This is a genomic window from Streptomyces sp. NPDC059740 (genome assembly GCF_042733155.1).
Taxonomy (GTDB): Bacteria; Actinomycetota; Actinomycetes; order Streptomycetales; family Streptomycetaceae; genus Streptomyces.
In genome coordinates this window covers 289,191-305,355 of the sequence record NZ_JBHWGP010000005.1, presented here as the reverse complement: position 1 = coordinate 305,355, position 16,165 = coordinate 289,191, and the positions used below count along the sequence as shown (strand labels likewise).

The following is a 16,165-nucleotide window of genomic DNA, read 5'->3' as shown; positions in this document are numbered from 1 at the left end:
CCCCTGGAGGAGAGTGCCTGTGTCCGACGAACCGAACCACGTCAAATGCCTGGTGTGGGACCTGGACAACACCCTGTGGCGGGGCACGCTGCTGGAGGACGCCGAGGTCGCCCTGGCCGAGGACATACGCGCCACCGTCCTCGAACTGGACTCGCGAGGCATCCTCCAGTCCGTCGCCAGCAAGAACGACCACGAGCACGCCTGGGCCCGCCTGGAGGCGCTCGGGATCGCCGAGTACTTCGTCCTGCCGCAGATCGGCTGGCACCCCAAGTCCCAGTCGGTCAAGCAGATAGCCGACGAGCTCAACTTCGCCCTGGGGACCATCGCCTTCATCGACGACCAGCCCGCCGAACGCGCCGAGGTGAACCACCACCACCCTCAGGTGCGCTGCTACGACGCCGCGCAGGCCACCGCGCTCACCGGCATGGCCGAGTTCTCGCCCGCCGTCGTCACCGTCGACGCCAGGCGACGCCGCTCCATGTACCAGGCCGGGTTCCGCCGCAACACCGAACGCGCCGCCCACACCGGCCCCGACGAGGACTTCCTGCGCTCCCTCGACCTCGTCATGGAGATCAGGCGCGCCGACGAGGAGGACCTGACCCGGGTCGAGGAACTCACCCTGCGCACCAGCCAGATGAACGCCACGGGCGTGCACTACTCCGACGCCGCCCTGCGCTCGCTGCTCGGCGACCCCCGGCACGAGGTGCTCACCGTCACCCTCACCGACCGCTTCGGCCCCCACGGCGCCGTCGGCGTCCTGCTGCTGGGCTACCACGAGTCGGTCTGGCACCTGAAACTGCTCGCCACCTCCTGCCGGGTGGTCTCCTTCGGCGCCGGTGCCGTCCTGCTGAACTGGCTGGTCAGTGAGGCCGCGGAAGCCGGCGTCCACCTGGCGGCCGACTTCCGCCGCACCGACCGCAACCGGATGATGGACATCGCCTACCGGTTCGCCGGGTTCGACGACTCCGACTGCACCTGCCTCCTGGAGATCGCCGAGAGCGACCGCGGCGAGGTCGAGCAGCGGCACCTGGTCGCCGACCGGCGGCCCGCCCCCACCACGATGCGCGTCACGGCGCCCACACTCGGGAGCCTCCCGGACCCGCGCACGCCGGTCGCCTGACCTCCCACCGCGACCGATCCCCGCGCCCGCCGCCCAGCGGGCCCCGCGCGGCCGCACATCGCCCGGGCGGTGTCCAACCACCGCCGCACCGCAGTTGCACACCGCCCGACGCCCTGGACGCAACCCACGTGAGGAGCCCAGCGATGACCGAGGAACCCCTGGCGATCGTCGGCATGGGGTGCCGGTACCCGGGAGGAGTCGCCTCGCCCGAGGACCTCTGGGCGCTGCTGTCCGCAGAAGAGGAGGTGGCGGGCGACTTCCCCACCGACCGGGGCTGGGACCTGGCGGCGCTGCGGAGCGGCGGCAGCGCCGTGGACCGCGGCGGGTTCCTCGACGACGCGGCCGGGTTCGACGCCGCGTTCTTCGGCCTCTCCCCGCGTGAGGCCGAGGCCATGGACCCCCAGCAGCGGCTCGCCCTGGAGGTCTCCTGGGAAGCGCTGGAACACGCCGGCATCGACCCGGCCGCACTGCGCCACAGCAACACCGGCGTGTTCCTCGGCGCCGAGGCGCGCCCCTACGGACCCAGGCTCCACGAGGCGCCGGAGCTCGCCGGCCGGCTGTTCACCGGGACCGCCCCCAGCGTCATCTCCGGACGCCTGGCCTACACCCTCGGCCTGCGCGGCCCCGCCCTCACCGTCGACACCTCCGCCAGCAGTTCCCTGGTGGCGCTGCACCTCGCGGCCACCGCCCTGCGAGGCGGTGAGTGCACCCTGGCCCTGGTCGGCGGGGTGTCGGTGATGACCACGCCGTACTACTACGTCGCCTTCACCGCGCTGCGGGGACTGGCCGCCGACGGCCGTTGCAAGGCGTTCTCCGACGACGCCGACGGCACCGCCTGGTCCGAGGGCGCCGGCATGCTCGTCCTGGAGCCCCTGTCGTCCGCACACCGCAACCGGCACCGGGTGCTCGCCGTTCTGCGCGGCACCGCGGTCAACTCCGACGGCCCCAGCCGCAGCCTCACCGCACCGGACGGCGACGCGCAGCAGGCCGTCATCCGCTCAGCCCTGGCCCGCTCCGGGCTGGGACCGGCCGACGTCGACGCGGTGGAGGCCCACGGCACCGGCACCCCGCTGGGCGACCGCATCGAGGCCGCATCGCTCCTGGCCGCCTACGGACAGGACCGGCCGGCGGACCGGCCGCTCCTGGTCGGCTCCGCCAAGTCCCACCTGGGCCACACCCTCTCGGCAGCCGGCGTGGCCGGAGTCATCAAGACGGTGTTGGCCCTGCGCCACGCCAGGCTGCCCAAGTCCCTGCACATCACGCGCCCCGCCACGCGCGTGGACTGGACGGCCGGCGCGGTACGCCTGCTCACGGACGCGCAACCGTGGCCGGAGACCGGGCGGCAAAAGCGCGCCGGGGTGTCGGGTTTCGGCATCGGCGGGACCAACGCCCACGTCATCCTTGAGGAGGCCCCCCGCGACACACCGACCGGGGCGTCCGCACGGGCCGACGACGACGCGGCGGCGGGCGGCGGCGACACGGCAGGTCTGCTGCGGCACGACCTCGCCGGCCGCCCCCTGGTGTGGCCGCTCTCCGCACGCAGCACGGCGGCGCTCGCGGCACAGGCGGACAGACTCGGCCGGCACCTCGCCGCCCGGCCGGGGCTCAGGGGCCGGGACGTCGCCTGGTCGCTGGTGACGACCCGGTCGGTGTTCGAACACCGCGCGGTGGTACTGGGCGCCGGAGGCGGGGAGGCGGCTCCGGCACTCACCGCCCTGGCCGCCGGCCGGCCGGCCCCGAACCTCGTCACCGGAGAGGTGGCACCCGGCGGCACCGGACGCACCGTGTTCGTCTTCCCCGGCCAGGGCGGGCAGTGGGTCCGCATGGGCTGTCAACTGGCCGAGGAGTCACCGGTGTTCGCGGCTCGACTGGCGCAGTGCGCCCGCGCTCTGGCGCCTTACGCCGACTGGGAACTGGACGACGTCCTGGCCGGCCGGCACGGTTTCGAGGCCGCCGACGTGGTGCAGCCGGCCCTGTGGGCGGTGATGGTCTCGCTGGCAGCGGTGTGGCAGGCCGCCGGGGTGCACCCCGACGCGGTGGTGGGCCACTCCCAGGGTGAGATCGCGGCCGCGACCGTGGCGGGCGTCCTGTCGCTGGAGGACGCGGCGCGAGTGGTGGCGTTGCGCAGCCGGACGCTGACCGCCCTCGCCGGCCGCGGCGGGATGCTGGCCGTCGGCGAGCCGGCCGAGGCCGTCCGGGAACGCATCAGGCCGTTCGGTGACCGGTTGGCGGTCGCGGCGGTCAACGGCCCCGCCGCCACGGTGGTCTCGGGCGACCCGGCCGCGCTGCGCGAACTGGCGGACGGGTACCCGGAGTCGGTGCGCACCCGGCTGCTGCCGGTCGACTACGCCTCGCACAGCGCGCACGTGACCGGACTGCGGGAGAAGATCACGGAAGCCCTGGCCGGCATCACACCGCGGTCGGGACGGGTGCCCATGGTCTCCGCGATGAGCGGGGAGCGGATCGACGGGCCGGAGCTGGGCCCGCACTACTGGTACGCCTCCCTGCGGGAGACAGTGGAGTTCGAGCGGGCCGTGCGTGTCCTGGCCGGCACCGGCCACCAGGTGTTCGTCGAGGTGTCCCCGCACCCGGTCCTCACCGGTGCGATCGGCGACACCGTCTCGGATGAGGCGACCGTGGTGCTCGGCACGCTGCGCCGTGCGGACGGTGGGGCCGGACGGCTGCTGACCGCCCTCGCCGAGGCGTACACGCGGGGCGTGGAAGTCGACTGGCGGGCCGTGCTCCCCGCCGGCGACCCGGTCGACCTGCCCACCTACGCCTTCCAGCACGACCGCTACTGGCTGTCCGCCGGTACCCCCACCGCACCACCGGGCGGATCACAGGGCCCCTCCGGGAGCACCGCGGACGGGACGGAGCGCCGCGGCAAAGCTCCCTCCTGGGGCGAGCGGCTCGCCACGCTGGCCCCCGCGGACCGCGACCGCGAGGTACTGGAGCTCGTGGTCGCCCAGGCGGCGGCGACGCTCGGCCACGCCGATCCGCGGGCCGTACGGCCCGGCAGGACGTTCAAGGAGCAGGGCTTCGAGTCGGTCGCCGCGGTCGAACTGCGCAACCGCCTCGTGTCCGGCACCGGGCTCCCGCTCCCGCAGACACTGGTCTTCGACCACCCCACGCCACACGCCCTGGCGCACCACCTCTGCGAGGCGCTCGCCGGGCCCGCGGGCCCCTCACCGCTGTCCGCCGCCCTCGACCACCTGGAGACCCTGCTGGCCACCGGGGACGGCGAACGGGCCGCCGCGCTGGTCAGGCTGGAGGCGTTGGTGCGGGAGGCCCGCGGCGGGGCGGCGGACGGACAGGCCGAGGAGGGGCTCGACGACGCCTCGGACGAGGACATCTTCGCCCTGATCGACACCGAACTCGGGCTGGGAAGCGACCGTTGACGAACCGGCCGTCGCCGTATCCCGGCTGCCCCGCCGCGACGGGGCCGCCCGCCCGGACCCGTCGTCGAGGGAGAGGTCCGGGCGGCTCCCCGTGGCCGCCGGATGCGGGCGAATGGGATCCCTCTCCGGAATGGCGATTCCGTCCCGCCCGGTGGACGGGCCGGCGGAGCAGGCTTCTCCGCGCGAGCCGGGGAAAGACGCTGCGCACTCCCCGGAAGACAGGAACTGTCTTCGGAACGCCGGCAAAGAAAGGTAATGAACGCTCAAAAGGGAGGTCAGCACGCACCGGCGGGCGGGTGACGCGCCCTGCGGGGCACTGTCGGCAACGGACGTCCCGGACATGGGAAAAGGCGGACGACGTCAGCTTGCCGAGCGAGGGGCGGGCCCCGGTCGTCTCCTGCGCGCTCCGCCGTGAATTCGGCTCGCAGGACCCTACGCGTTACCAGAGCACGCTATTTGTACAGGAGTTCCCGGTGTTACTGTGCTGGCCTTGCGCGACGACGGAAATCATCACTAGGTGACGGAGCGTCATGTCCCAGGATCGTACCCCCCACGACGAATTGTGGTTCCGCCGCTATCGCCAGGTACAGGCCCCGGTGGCCCGACTCGTGTGCCTGCCGCACGCCGGTGGGGCCGCGCCCTTCTTCCGCCCGGTGCCGTTCGTCCTCAGCACACCTGCCGACGTCGTCGCCGTCCAGTACCCCGGCCGTCAGGACCGCCGCAGCGAACCACCCGTCACCGACCTGCGGACGCTGGCGGCCCGGGTGCACGAGGTGCTGGAGGCCCAGCAGCCCGACCTGCCGCTCGTCCTCTTCGGGCACAGCATGGGCGCCGTGGTGGCGTTCGAGGTGGCGCGACTGTGCGAGGCCCGCGGTGCACGCCCGGCCAGGCTCGTCGTCTCCGGCCGCCGAGGTCCGGCCGTCGAGGTGACGAAGGAAGCCGTGCACCTGCGGAGCGACGAGGAGATCATCGAGGAGATCCGCCGGCTCAACGGCTCGTCCGCCGCCGTCCTCGACGACCCGGACCTGACACGGGCCGCCCTCCCCTCCCTCCGCGCCGACTACCAGGCGATCGAGACCTACCGGGCGACCGCGAGGGACGTGGTCGGCTGCCCGGTCACCGCGCTCACGGGCGACGACGACCCCAAGACGTCGGTGGCGCAGGCCCAGGAGTGGCGCCACCACACCACTGACGTGTTCGACCTGGAGGTCTTCCCCGGCGGGCACTTCTACCTCATCGACCAGATGCAGCAGGTCGTCGGTGTGCTGGACCGCCATCTGGCGGAGGCCGCCGCGAGGACCGGACCGGGGATGCGTTCCGCGGTCCGGTAGCACGGCGTGTGCAAGCCGCCCCGGACGGGCGGCTCGGTCCGTGAGCGGGGCCCTGCGCGTCCGTCCCGGACGTGGGCCCCGCGCCCGGGCCGCACAGGCGGCTCTCGGTGGGCACCGCGAGGTGCCGACCAGTGGATGAACGGGGGAGACGACGTGGACGTCGTGTCGTGCACCAGACAGCGCAGGAGGACGCCCCAGATCACCCTCCCGTACGGGGAAGGGTCGGGGCGGAGCCTCCGGAGCCGCGCACCACAGGGCGGCGGAGCAGGCCACCGCGGTGTGCCCGTCCCCCCTGCCCGGAGGCCGAGGAGCTTATGGGCGGCTGACGAAGGTGGCGAGTGGGAACCTCCGCGGACCCGGTCCGCCGGGGTGCGGTGCGGGTGTCGTGCGCCCGGTGGGAAGCACGAGCGGGGCAGCGGCCCCGGAGGCGAGGGCACCGTGGGCGCCGGCCGCAGCCGACGGACCGCCCGGACGCACCGGCGGGTGCGACGGCGGATGCGCGGACCGGCCGTCCGCGCGGGATGAACCGCGGGTGACCGGTAGGGCCGCGGCACCACGAGGTGCGGAACCCCCGCACCCGGAACCGCTGAGGGCGCGTGCCGCCCGGCCCACCGGCCACCTCCACGGACCCACACCCGCACGGCGCACCACGGTGAGTTGACAGGCCACCGCGGTGTGCCCGGGACCGCGTCCGGCCCCCGTCCCGGGGCGTCCAGGACGCGCGGTGAGGCGTTCCCGCACCCCGGGACGGCGCGGGGTGCGCTCCGCCCGCCGGCCTCCGCCGACCAGAGCAGACACCTCGACCTCGACCACATAGGGGGAACCACGTCGTGAGAGACCCAGGTACCGACGTGCCCGTACTCACCTCCGCCGGAGCAGAGCAGACCAGAAGCACGATCGTGGCCGTGGCGGCACTCGCGCCGGCCGACTCGCCCCGCAGGACCGGCCTGGACCAGGACCACGTCACCCGGCTCGCCGAGACCGCGGGGCAACTGCCCCCCATCCTCATCCGCCGCTTCGACATGCGCGTCGTCGACGGCATGCACCGCCTGGCCGCCGCGATGATCCGCGGTCAGACGACCATCGAGGCCGAGTTCTTCGACGGATCGGCCGAGGAAGCCTTCCTGCGGGCCGTCGAGGCCAACGTGGTGCACGGACTGCCCCTCTCCCTCCCGGACCGCCGCGCCGCCGCCAGCCGCATCATGATGTCCCACCCCCAGCTGTCGGACCGCGCCATCGCGCGCTCCTCCGGTCTGGGCGACAAGGCCGTCGCCGCCCTGCGCCGCCGACTGGGCGCCTCCCTGCCCGAGGTGAAGGCCAGGATGGGACGCGACGGGCGCATCAGGCCGGTGTGCGCCGCCGAGGGCCGGCGCCGCGCCGCCGAGGTGATCGCCAGCAACCCCCACGCGTCGCTGCGCGAGGTGGCGAGGCTGGCGGGCGTCTCACCGGGCACCGTGAGCGACGTGCGGCGGCGGCTGGAACGCGGCCAACCCCCCGTGTCCGAACCCCCTTCCGCCTCCCCGGAACGGGAGGACGACCCCGCCGAGGAGCGGGCTTTCCCGGCCGCCGGCCTCTCCCTGGCACCGGGCTCCGGCATCGAGTGGCCCGATCACGGGTGCGCCGCCCAACGGCGGCCGGACGCCATGGTGATGCTGAAGAAGCTGCTGCGTGACCCCTCGCTCCGGCTGAGCGAGGAGGGACGGTCCCTGTTGCGGGTCCTGCAGCAGAACGCCGCCACCGAGCGCTCCGACTTCGCCGCACTGGTGCCCTCGCACTGCGGCGAACTCGTCAGCCGGCTCGCCCGCCACTACGCCGAGACGTGGCTGAAACTCGCCCAGGAACTCGAAGAACGCGTCGCCCTGGAGGACCTGGTCCAGAGCAGACGACAGGGCGCAGGCATCGCCTGACGCCCGACCCCCGCACCTCGCCGGCCCCGCAGGGTGACGCACGCCCACCCGGTACCGGCCGACGAGCTGGTACGGCGCATCCGCACGACCGCGGACGGGGGGACGGAAGGCAGGCCCGGGCGCACCCCGGCGCCACCGGCCGTCCTGCTCCGAGACCACCGCGTCGGCACACGAAAGGCAAGCATCGAACCACTCCCGGAGGACTTCCATGACCATCGAGGCCAAACCCGACGCCGTGCTGGTGGGCGCAACCCCCACGTCCCTTCCCGAACACGAGCGCATCCGGTGCGTGGGAGACCTGCACCTGCCGCTGAAGATCTTCTGCGGCAACCGCTACGAGCACTTCGTGCCCACCCGGGACACCGTCGACCATCCGACGGGCGTCCTGCGGGTGTTCGAGTGGTCCCACACCACCTACGTGGCCGAGTAACCGTCCACTGCCCCGTTCTTCCCCCGGCCCGACCGGCGCGCCGCCCGCTGCGCGGCCGCCGGTGTCCGCCGTGCACCGCGCTCGTCCACCTCGCCGGTTCACAGCGGCTCCGGCATGGGGGCGTTGGGTGCGTGCTGGATACGGGCCAGACTGCGGCCTTCCCGCACCGCGTTCCAGGCCCGGATCAGGTAGGCCAGGGTGCGTTCCTGGGAGCGGGTCCCCGGCCGCACCGCCTCGTCCGTCAGGCGGTGGCGCAGGGTGAGGACCGGGTGCTGGGGCGGCAGCTCCGCCCCGTCGGCGAGCCGCGCGAAGAACCAGTCCGCCGTCGAGCGGTCGATACGTGCGAACAGGCAGTGCGCCAGCGCGCAGGTCGACTGGGGCAGGTGGCGGAAGCGGGCGCGGACGTGCTGGGCCACTTCCACGCTGGCACGGACCTCCGGCCGCTGCTCCAGCAACTCGGCGCACTCGGAGGTGCTGGGCGCGACGCCCGCGAGTCTGCGGTCACCGCGCTCCCACATCCACAACCGCCGTAACACCGCGGCGAGAACCGTGGTGCCCCGCTCACCCTGCAGCGAGAGCGCGTCCCCCGTCGTGCGGCGGGCCCCCGCGTCCATCGTCTGCTGTGCGGCGAGCGGCAGCCCCTCGACCACCAGGACGCGCACCGTCCGTCCGGAGGTGATGACGGCCTCCAACCGGTGCTGACCGTCCAACAGGGTGCCGTCCGAGGCGAACTTGATGGTCTCGCCGTTCTCCATCCACCGGCCCTGGCTCATGTCCCTGGCGTAGGTCGCCACCACGCGCGGCCGTAACCTCCGGTTGCGTCTGTTGCGGTGCTCCAACCACTGCCGTGCCAGGGACGGGGTGACGTCGACGGGGTGCACCCACGGGAGGTCGGTGCCGGTGGGGGGCAGCATGGCCTTCTCCTTCGTCGGACTGCGGGCGGTCACGGGACGTCCCGGACCCTTCGGGGCTGCGGCGGCCACCCTCCGGCCGGCAGCCGACGGGCCCGGGTGACCTGCCGTCCCGGGCGGCGGACGGCCTCTCGCGGCGGTCGCCCGGGTGGCGTGCGTGCCACGGCGCGGACGCCTTCCGGGGCCCGCGCCGCCGGTCACTGCTCGGCGGGGCGCTCGGGGGTCAGCAATCCGCGGTTGTACGCCTCGGCGACCGCGGCGGCACGGTCGTTGAGACCGAGCTTGGCGTAGATGTTGAGCAGGTGGGACTTGATGGTGGCCTCACTGAGGAAGAGCGTCGCCGCGGCCTGCCGGTTCGACTGGCCCGCCGCCACCAGCTTCAGCACCTCCAACTCCCGCTGGCTGAGCAGCCGGGGCGGTTCGGGCGCGGGCTCGCGGACCCGGGAGAGCAGACGCGAGGCCACGGCGGGGGAGAGGACGCTGCGGCCCTGGGCCGCCTCGCGGACGGCACGGACCAGTTCGTCGCGCGGGGCGTCCTTGAGCAGGTAGCCCGTGGCCCCGGCATCGATGGCCTGGTGCACGTGGCTGTCGGTGTCGTAGGTGGTCAACACCAGTACGTAGGTGGGGACGCTGCGCCGCGCCAGCTCGGTGATGGCCGTGACGCCGTCCATGGTGGGCATGCGCAGGTCCATGAGGATCACGTCGGGGCGCAGCGTCTCGGCGAGGCGGACGGCTTCCGCGCCGTCGGCCGCCTGCGCGAGCACCTTGAAGCCGGGGTCGTTGTCGAAGATCCCGCTCAGGCCGTCGCGGACCACCGGGTGGTCGTCGGCGATCAGCAGGGTGATGGGGGCGACGTCAGTCATGGCTGGCCTTGGAGGACGGGGCGGCGTGCGACGCCGGTGCGGGCAGGGAGGCTGAGACGGCGGTGCCGAGCCCTGGTTCGGACTCGAAGTGGAGGACTCCGGACAGGCCTTCGACGCGCTGTCGCATGGCCAGCAGCCCGAACCCGCTGCCGGCCCCGTCGCCCCGCCGGTCGGGCCGCAGGAACTGCGCGTCGGTGATGTCCACCCCGCGGCCGTCGTCCCGGATGTCGAGGGCCACCTCGTCGTCCAGGTAGGAGAGGGTGAGCCCGACGCGGCCGGCGTGCGCGTGCTTGGCGATGTTGGCGAGCGCCTCCTGGGCGGTGCGCAGGAGCACGGTCTCGGCGTCGGGGGACAGCGGGCGCACCGTGCCGGTGGTGGTGAACTCGACCGGGACGCCGTGCAGGGCCGACCACCGGTCGGCGACATCCGCCAGCGCCTCGCTGAGGTGCGCCGCGGACTCCAGGGGCCCGGGACGCAGCGCGGCGACCGAACGGCGGGCCTCGGCCAGGCTCTGCCGCGCCAGGGTGCTCGCGGCCGAGAAGTGCCGGCGCCAGCGCGCCGGATCGCCGACGACCTGCTCGGCGGCCTGCAGCTGGGTGATGATGCCCGTCAGCCCCTGGGCCAGGGTGTCGTGGATCTCGCGTGCCATGCGGTGCCGCTCGTCGAGCATGCCGGCTTCCCTAGCCCGGGCCAGCAACTGGTCGTGCAGACCGGCGTTGACCGCCAGGGTCTCCTCCAGCCTCCGGTTCGCCTCACCCAGCTCCTCCAGGGCCTGCCGGCGGCGGTTGGACTGCTCGTAGCTGTTCTGGTCGAACCAGGCCAGTCCGCACATCGCCAGGACGTTGAGGGCCAGGATGATCAGGTAGGAAGTCAGGCCCAGGTACGTGGTCTTGGGGACGTCCGCGGCCTGGGCGGTGCCCGCCATGACCGCCATGGCGGCGACACCCAGCAGACGCCAGGGCCACAACAGGACGGTGAAGGCGTAGGCGTAGCCGACGATCGCGAAGATCCCGAACCAGGCGGCCTGGAAGGTCAGGGCGCCGGCGATCACCACGAAACCGAGGAAGAAGACGGCCATCGTCCTGGGCCGCCCCGTCCACGTGGGGTTCAGGGTGACCATCACCAGCATCCAGAGTGCCGCCAGGGCGCACAGGACCAGGTCGATCACCAGGTCGCGGCGCGGCGGGTCGCCCCCGACGACCAGGATGAGCACCAGGACGGCGAGCAGGGCGTAGGGGACGACGGTCACCAGCGGAGGCCACCAGGGTTTCCGCACGTACTGCCGTCGCGTCGTCCGGGCCGGCCGGCTGCTCATTTCGCGCTACTCCCGGGCTCAGGAACGCTGCGGTTCGTGGGTGTTCCGCGATGGTAACAACGGGGGTGGCAGGCCCGTCACGCTCAGTGAGACGCGGGTGGGCGGGGTGCCGGCCGGGACGGCCGCGTCAGGATGCCGCGAACAGCCGGCGCACGTGCTTGCTGTTGATCTTGATGACCACGCCCAGCAACAGCAGCCCGCACACGGCCTGTTCGGCCCGCATCCAGGTCGGGAACGTCCCGGGCAGGCTGATGATCACCACGATGGCCACCAGCATGATGGCGGACACCAGACGCACCTGCAGGAAGCCCTTGCGCGAACCGCGGGCCGCGCGCCGGGCGAAGATCCATGTCAGCAGGGCGCTGGCGACGACGATGACGCTCCGGGTCCAGACCGCGTCGTTCACCAGCGAGCTGTGGTCGCGGAGCAGGATGACCACGCCCAGCGTGAGGAGGCTGAGCAGGAAGTAGTAACCGACCAGGCGCCGGACGCCGCGGAACGACGCCTGCACGCGGGAGTCGGCGAGGAGTTCGGGTGAGATGCTGCTGGCGCCCATGAGTAGGGTCCCTTCGTCCGGCGTTCGGCTGGTGCTTCCTCTGTAGCTTTCCAGCGCGGCCGGTGGGCCCGCATCGACCGGCCGGCGGGGACGGTGGAGCCCTGCGGTGGAGTCGCGCCGGCAGACCGGTGGAGAGGATCAGCCGATCGGTTGGTTGACACCGCGCGCAGGGCGTGCAGGGGTGCGTCGGCCACGGCGTGGTGGCCCCTGCCCGCCGGATGTCACAGGAGCCGGCGCGCGGGGCGGCCCGGTAGGTCCCTGCGGTGGACCTGCTGGACGACGACCAGGGGGCGCCGTGCACCGCGGCTCGGAGTGTGGCCCACCGGGGCGCCGCGCACTGCGGCTCGGAGTGTGGCCCACCGGGGCGCCGCGCACCTGCCGTCCCGAAGTGCTGCCCCGGCTCAGGTCGGCAGCGGGGCGTCCACGCCGGCGGGACCGGTGTGCCCGACCGGGCCGGGACCTGCGCCGGGGCCCAGCGGACCGGCCGAGGCGGGCCGGCGGTCGGGGCTTGCGCCGGTCGCGGTGCCCGGGCGGCCGGTCCCGGGTGCGCGGCGCTGGCCGCTCCGGCGGGGCGCGACCGCGCGGACGACGACGATCTCCTCGGTGGTCTGTCCCTCGGTGATCAGCCCCTGGGCGGCAAGCCAGCAGGCCCGGCCGCGCAGGACCGGGCCGAAGGCGATGGTCCGGCGTCGGGTGACCGTTGCGGCCATGCCCATGTCGTCCAGCTGCTGGAGCGTCCGTTCCGTGCCGGTCAGGGCCGAGTGCACCATCAGCAGGACGCCGCCGGGGGCGAGGAGGTCCGGGGCCCGGGAGCAGATCCCGTCCACGTGGACGCGGCCGTCCGGGCCGGCGTCCCACGCCCTGGCACGGCCCCGCGTCCGGCTGCCGGGCGGCGTCGGGACGTAGGGCGGGTTGGCGAGGAGGACGTCGAAACGCTGCCCCGCCGCGGCGTCGGCGAGGTCGCCGCGGCGCACCGACACCCGGTCCTCGACGCCCCACAGCCTGGCGTTGAGCCGTGCGGAGGCGACGGCCCGGCGGCAGAGATCGACCGCGGTCACCCGACCGGCCCCGTGCAGGGCGGCGGCCAGCGAGACGGCGCCCGTCCCGCACCCGACCTCCAGCACCGTGGTGTCGGTGGTGAAGACCTCCTGGCGCAGGGCCGCCACCAGCAGGGCGCTGTCCTGTTGCGGCGCGTACACGCCGGGCAGTGTGATGAGAGGCACGGCACACCGGTGTCCGGTGTGTCCCGGGATAAACGCGTGACCTCCTCGCGGTCCACACATGCAGCGGACCGGTCGGGGGAAGGCGCACGCCGAGCCCCGGGCGCGGCAGCGGCCTCTCCACCGGCCGCGCTCCCGGTTTCCCCCTCGCCCCCCGGACGACCTCAGGAGCAGCAGTGACGGTCATGCCTCCCGCCCGCGGCCCACTGTCGGCCTCGGTGATCTCCGCTCTGGGCACCGCCCCCGGCACCCCGATCCGTCAGCCGGTGGAAGCCGAGGACGCGGACCCCTACGGAGACGACCTGCAGCTGGCGCTCTACCTCTGCTACGAGCTGCACTACCAGGGCCTCGTGGGGGTCGACGACGGCTGGGAGTGGGACCCGGGGCTGCTGGCGGTGGGAGGGGCCCTGGAGCGCCGCTTCCTGGCCGCCCTGCGGCGGGACGCGCCGCAGGGCGACCTGTCGACGGCGCTGCGGGACGTCACCGTGGAACCCGTCCACCCGGAGGGTGTGTCGGAGTACCTGCGGGTCAAGGGGGAGCTGTGGCAGATGCGCGAGTACGCGGCCCAGCGCTCCCTGTACCACCTGAAGGAGGCCGACCCCCACCTGTGGGTGGTGCCGCGGCTGCGCGGCCGGGCGAAGGCCGCGATGGTGGCCGTGGAGTACGACGAGTTCGGCGCCGGGCGTGCCGACCGGATCCACGCCCGCCTCTTCGCCGGCCTCATGGCCGACCTGGGGCTGGAGACCGCCTGCAACCGCTACCTCGGGGCCGGTTCGGCGCCCTCGCTGGCGGTCGTCAACATGATGTCGCTGTTCGGCCTGCACCGCCGACTGCGCGGCTCCCTGGTCGGCCACTTCGCCGCGGTGGAGATCACCTCCTCACCGGGTTCCCGCCGTCTGGCGCAGGCGATGGAACGACTGGAAGCGGGCCCGGCGGCCGAGCACTTCTACACGGAGCACGTCGAGGCCGACGCCGTCCACGAGCAACTGGTCCGCCAGGAGGTCATCGCCGGGCTCCTGCAGGACGAGCCGGAGCTGGAGGAGGACGTGGCCTTCGGCATCACCGCCACCGCCTTCGTGGAGGACCGGCTGAGCGAGCACCTGCTGGCGAACTGGGAGGCCGGGCGGTCCTCGCTGTACGCCCCGCTCTGACGACGTCCGCCCCGTGAGCACCGCCCGCTGAGAACGCCCGGCGCGCCGGGGCAGATCCGGCCGCCGCCGCCCGCCGCGGAGGCGCCCTCACCGGCCGTTGGGACCGCCGCCGGGGCCCTGACCGGGGGCGCCGGGGGGCCGTGTCCGCCGCATGGCCCTCAGGCGGGGGACGCGCCGCCACCTGCCCGGGGCCGGCTGCCGTCCCGGTGTGCCCGGCCCGGGGCGGCCCGGTCGGGGGCGTCCGGCTCCGCGTCACCTGCCGCGCGTCCGGTCGTCGGGGCGTCCGCGGGCCGCCCGGCTGCCGGGTCCCTCCGGCGCGCCCGGTGGCTGGTGTCACACCAGGGGAGGATGCGGCTGCGGTGGCAGGTGCACACGGCGACCATCGGCCGGTCGGAGCGCACCACCGAACCGTCCTCGCACACCACTTCCACCGGGCCCTCCACCAGCGTCGGTCCGCCCGGCTCCTGACGCAGCCGCGGCGCCCTCCCGGGGCGGGCCGGTGCCGGCGCGGTACGGCGGCCGTCCGCGCTCGCGGCGTCGTCCTGCTGCACTGCCATGGCGCACTCCTCGGCTCGGTGGGTCCGCGCGAGGATCGCTGCCTTCGCCGGACAGGCCTCCACAGTCGCCTTGGGGGATGCCCCGCCTGGCCGCCTTCACGCCTCCCGGTGCCGTCCGCCCGCCAGAGCCGGGCGGGCGGCGGAGCCCGCAGGGGTGCGGGGCCTGCCGGGCGGGGCCGTCGAGGAGTCCGGTGCCGCGGACCCGCAGGTTCCGGGCGGCCCGGCGATGCGAGCGGCTCTTCCCCGCCGGAGCGCGGTGGCGTGGGCGCGGGGCGCGGCCGGAACGGCAACCCGGGCGGCTTCCGGAGGCTCGGTGGCTACGGGGAGACGGTGCCCTTGGTGCGGTCGCTCTCGTCCTGCACCAGGAGGGAGAGCAGGGAGGCGACGGTCACGCCGGCTTCCGCCGGGTGGCGCAGCACCTTGTCCGGGTCGATCCGGTAGGTGTTGGTGCGCCCCTCGCGGGTGTGCGAGAGGTAACCGTCCTGCTCGAGGTCGGAGATGATCCGTTGAACCGCGCGCTCGGTGAGCCGGCAGTGCGTGGCGATGTCACGGATGCGCACGTTCGGTTCGTCGGCGATGGCCGCCAGAACGCGAGCGTGGTTGGTGATGAATGTCCACCCGATGTGAGCTCCGGATTCTCCGATCATGCACGGCATTTTAGGTGACGGACTTGCCGGACTCCAGATACGTGACATAATTTTCGCGCATTGAGCGACGGGGTTCGGTAGGAACAGGCTGGGAGGCCCGGCGATGTCGTGGGACGAAGCAGTGATAGCAGGGCCCTTGGGCGAGACCGTCCAGGGGAGCGCGCATCCGCCCGACCCGAGCGGCGGGAGCGCTCCGGCGCAGCCTCCGGTGGTGCAGTACCAGCTCGGCGACGCCTGGGTCGTCGTCGCCGAGGGCGAGTACGACATGCACTCCGTCACGCCACTGGCGGATGTGCTGACCAGCGCAGCCGTGGAGAAGACCAAGGTGGTCCTGGACACCTCGGGGGTCACCTTCGCGGACTCCTCGTTCCTGAACCTGGTGATCCTCGTGCACCAGACCACCACCCTGCGCCTGGCCGCCCCGGGCCCGCAGGTGCGGCGCCTGCTGAGCGTGGCCGGGGTCGACACCGTCCTGCACGTCCGGGAGACGGTGGAGGACGCCGCGGCCTCCTGACCGGCCTCGACGGGGGCGCCGGTGCCGTGCGCGTCAGGCCCGCCAGTCCCGGCCCCGCACGGAGTCGCTGCTCTCGCGGCCGGTGACCGGCGCGGGGGAAGCCGGAAGGCCCCTGCCCGCGGACGGCTCCTGACCGGGCGGCTCCCGGCCGGGTGGAGCCCGGGCTGGGAAGCAAGGCAGGAGGGGCATCCGGCCGGGGAATCAATGGGAGGATTTCGCGGTTGCCTTCGTGTAACCGCCTGAAC

Annotated in this window: 14 protein-coding genes; 7 read left to right on the top strand and 7 right to left on the bottom strand. The window is 73.8% G+C overall.

Annotation, left to right across the window (positions count from 1 at the left end):
- Positions 1-19: 19 nt before the first annotated feature.
- The 5 genes from ACFV3R_RS09630 (at position 20) to ACFV3R_RS09610 (ending at position 8,186) form a co-directional block, all read left to right on the top strand.
- Positions 20-1,120 (top strand): HAD-IIIC family phosphatase, encoded by a 1,101-nt coding sequence (locus tag ACFV3R_RS09630; protein WP_385578246.1) that lies wholly within the window; start codon positions 20-22, stop codon positions 1,118-1,120.
- Positions 1,121-1,263: 143 nt separating this feature from the next.
- Entirely contained in the window at positions 1,264-4,518 is a 3,255-nt protein-coding gene (locus tag ACFV3R_RS09625; protein ID WP_385578244.1) for a type I polyketide synthase, read from the top strand.
- A 530-nt stretch (positions 4,519-5,048) separates the two neighbouring features.
- Positions 5,049-5,849, top strand: coding sequence for a thioesterase II family protein (locus ACFV3R_RS09620; RefSeq protein ID WP_385578241.1), 801 nt, complete (start codon positions 5,049-5,051; stop codon positions 5,847-5,849).
- Positions 5,850-6,679: 830 nt separating this feature from the next.
- The gene (locus ACFV3R_RS09615; protein ID WP_385578238.1) at positions 6,680-7,756 is read left to right on the top strand and encodes a ParB N-terminal domain-containing protein; all 1,077 of its coding nucleotides are present in this window, start codon (positions 6,680-6,682) and stop codon (positions 7,754-7,756) included.
- 208 nt (positions 7,757-7,964) lie between these two features.
- Positions 7,965-8,186 carry a DUF5988 family protein gene (locus ACFV3R_RS09610; RefSeq protein WP_385578235.1) on the top strand — a complete coding sequence of 74 codons (222 nt, stop codon included), beginning with the start codon at positions 7,965-7,967 and terminating at the stop codon, positions 8,184-8,186.
- 98 nt (positions 8,187-8,284) lie between these two features.
- Here ACFV3R_RS09610 and ACFV3R_RS09605 read toward each other — a convergent pair whose 3' ends face one another.
- From ACFV3R_RS09605 to ACFV3R_RS09585, 5 genes are all read right to left on the bottom strand, one after another.
- Positions 8,285-9,100: a hypothetical protein gene (locus ACFV3R_RS09605; protein WP_385578233.1), complete on the bottom strand. Its 816-nt coding sequence runs from the start codon at positions 9,098-9,100 to the stop codon at positions 8,285-8,287.
- Positions 9,101-9,294: 194 nt separating this feature from the next.
- The gene (locus ACFV3R_RS09600) at positions 9,295-9,960 is read right to left on the bottom strand and encodes a response regulator (RefSeq protein WP_385578230.1); all 666 of its coding nucleotides are present in this window, start codon (positions 9,958-9,960) and stop codon (positions 9,295-9,297) included.
- Positions 9,953-11,275 carry a sensor histidine kinase gene (locus ACFV3R_RS09595; protein ID WP_385578227.1) on the bottom strand — a complete coding sequence of 441 codons (1,323 nt, stop codon included), beginning with the start codon at positions 11,273-11,275 and terminating at the stop codon, positions 9,953-9,955. Before ACFV3R_RS09595 ends, ACFV3R_RS09600 begins: the two co-directional genes overlap by 8 nt.
- 127 nt (positions 11,276-11,402) lie before the next feature.
- On the bottom strand, positions 11,403-11,831 hold the full coding sequence (locus ACFV3R_RS09590; RefSeq protein ID WP_385578224.1) for a hypothetical protein: 429 nt from the start codon (positions 11,829-11,831) through the stop codon (positions 11,403-11,405).
- Positions 11,832-12,232: 401 nt separating this feature from the next.
- Entirely contained in the window at positions 12,233-13,054 is an 822-nt protein-coding gene (locus ACFV3R_RS09585; RefSeq protein WP_385578222.1) for a HemK2/MTQ2 family protein methyltransferase, read from the bottom strand.
- Positions 13,055-13,236: 182 nt separating this feature from the next.
- On the opposite strand from ACFV3R_RS09585, the gene ACFV3R_RS09580 reads away from it, so the two are divergent.
- Positions 13,237-14,202, top strand: coding sequence for an iron-containing redox enzyme family protein (locus tag ACFV3R_RS09580; RefSeq protein WP_385578296.1), 966 nt, complete (start codon positions 13,237-13,239; stop codon positions 14,200-14,202).
- Between the two features lie 158 nt (positions 14,203-14,360).
- Here the strand turns inward: ACFV3R_RS09580 and ACFV3R_RS09575 are convergent, their stop codons facing one another.
- The gene (locus ACFV3R_RS09575) at positions 14,361-14,759 is read right to left on the bottom strand and encodes a CDGSH iron-sulfur domain-containing protein (RefSeq protein ID WP_385578219.1); all 399 of its coding nucleotides are present in this window, start codon (positions 14,757-14,759) and stop codon (positions 14,361-14,363) included.
- Positions 14,760-15,076: 317 nt separating this feature from the next.
- Positions 15,077-15,415 (bottom strand): helix-turn-helix transcriptional regulator, encoded by a 339-nt coding sequence (locus tag ACFV3R_RS09570; protein ID WP_385578216.1) that lies wholly within the window; start codon positions 15,413-15,415, stop codon positions 15,077-15,079.
- Positions 15,416-15,617: 202 nt separating this feature from the next.
- On the opposite strand from ACFV3R_RS09570, the gene ACFV3R_RS09565 reads away from it, so the two are divergent.
- Entirely contained in the window at positions 15,618-15,920 is a 303-nt protein-coding gene (locus ACFV3R_RS09565; protein ID WP_385578213.1) for an STAS domain-containing protein, read from the top strand.
- Positions 15,921-16,165: the final 245 nt, after the last annotated feature.

Coding starts and splice junctions, on each gene's coding strand:
- ACFV3R_RS09575 (WP_385578219.1), bottom strand. CDS start 14,759: ATGGCAGTGCAGCAGGACGACGCCGCGAGCGCGGACGGCCGCCGTACC.
- ACFV3R_RS09580 (WP_385578296.1), top strand. CDS start 13,237: ATGCCTCCCGCCCGCGGCCCACTGTCGGCCTCGGTGATCTCCGCTCTG.
- ACFV3R_RS09570 (WP_385578216.1), bottom strand. CDS start 15,415: ATGCCGTGCATGATCGGAGAATCCGGAGCTCACATCGGGTGGACATTC.
- ACFV3R_RS09620 (WP_385578241.1), top strand. CDS start 5,049: ATGTCCCAGGATCGTACCCCCCACGACGAATTGTGGTTCCGCCGCTAT.
- ACFV3R_RS09600 (WP_385578230.1), bottom strand. CDS start 9,960: ATGACTGACGTCGCCCCCATCACCCTGCTGATCGCCGACGACCACCCG.
- ACFV3R_RS09625 (WP_385578244.1), top strand. CDS start 1,264: ATGACCGAGGAACCCCTGGCGATCGTCGGCATGGGGTGCCGGTACCCG.
- ACFV3R_RS09590 (WP_385578224.1), bottom strand. CDS start 11,831: ATGGGCGCCAGCAGCATCTCACCCGAACTCCTCGCCGACTCCCGCGTG.
- ACFV3R_RS09610 (WP_385578235.1), top strand. CDS start 7,965: ATGACCATCGAGGCCAAACCCGACGCCGTGCTGGTGGGCGCAACCCCC.
- ACFV3R_RS09605 (WP_385578233.1), bottom strand. CDS start 9,100: ATGCTGCCCCCCACCGGCACCGACCTCCCGTGGGTGCACCCCGTCGAC.
- ACFV3R_RS09595 (WP_385578227.1), bottom strand. CDS start 11,275: ATGAGCAGCCGGCCGGCCCGGACGACGCGACGGCAGTACGTGCGGAAA.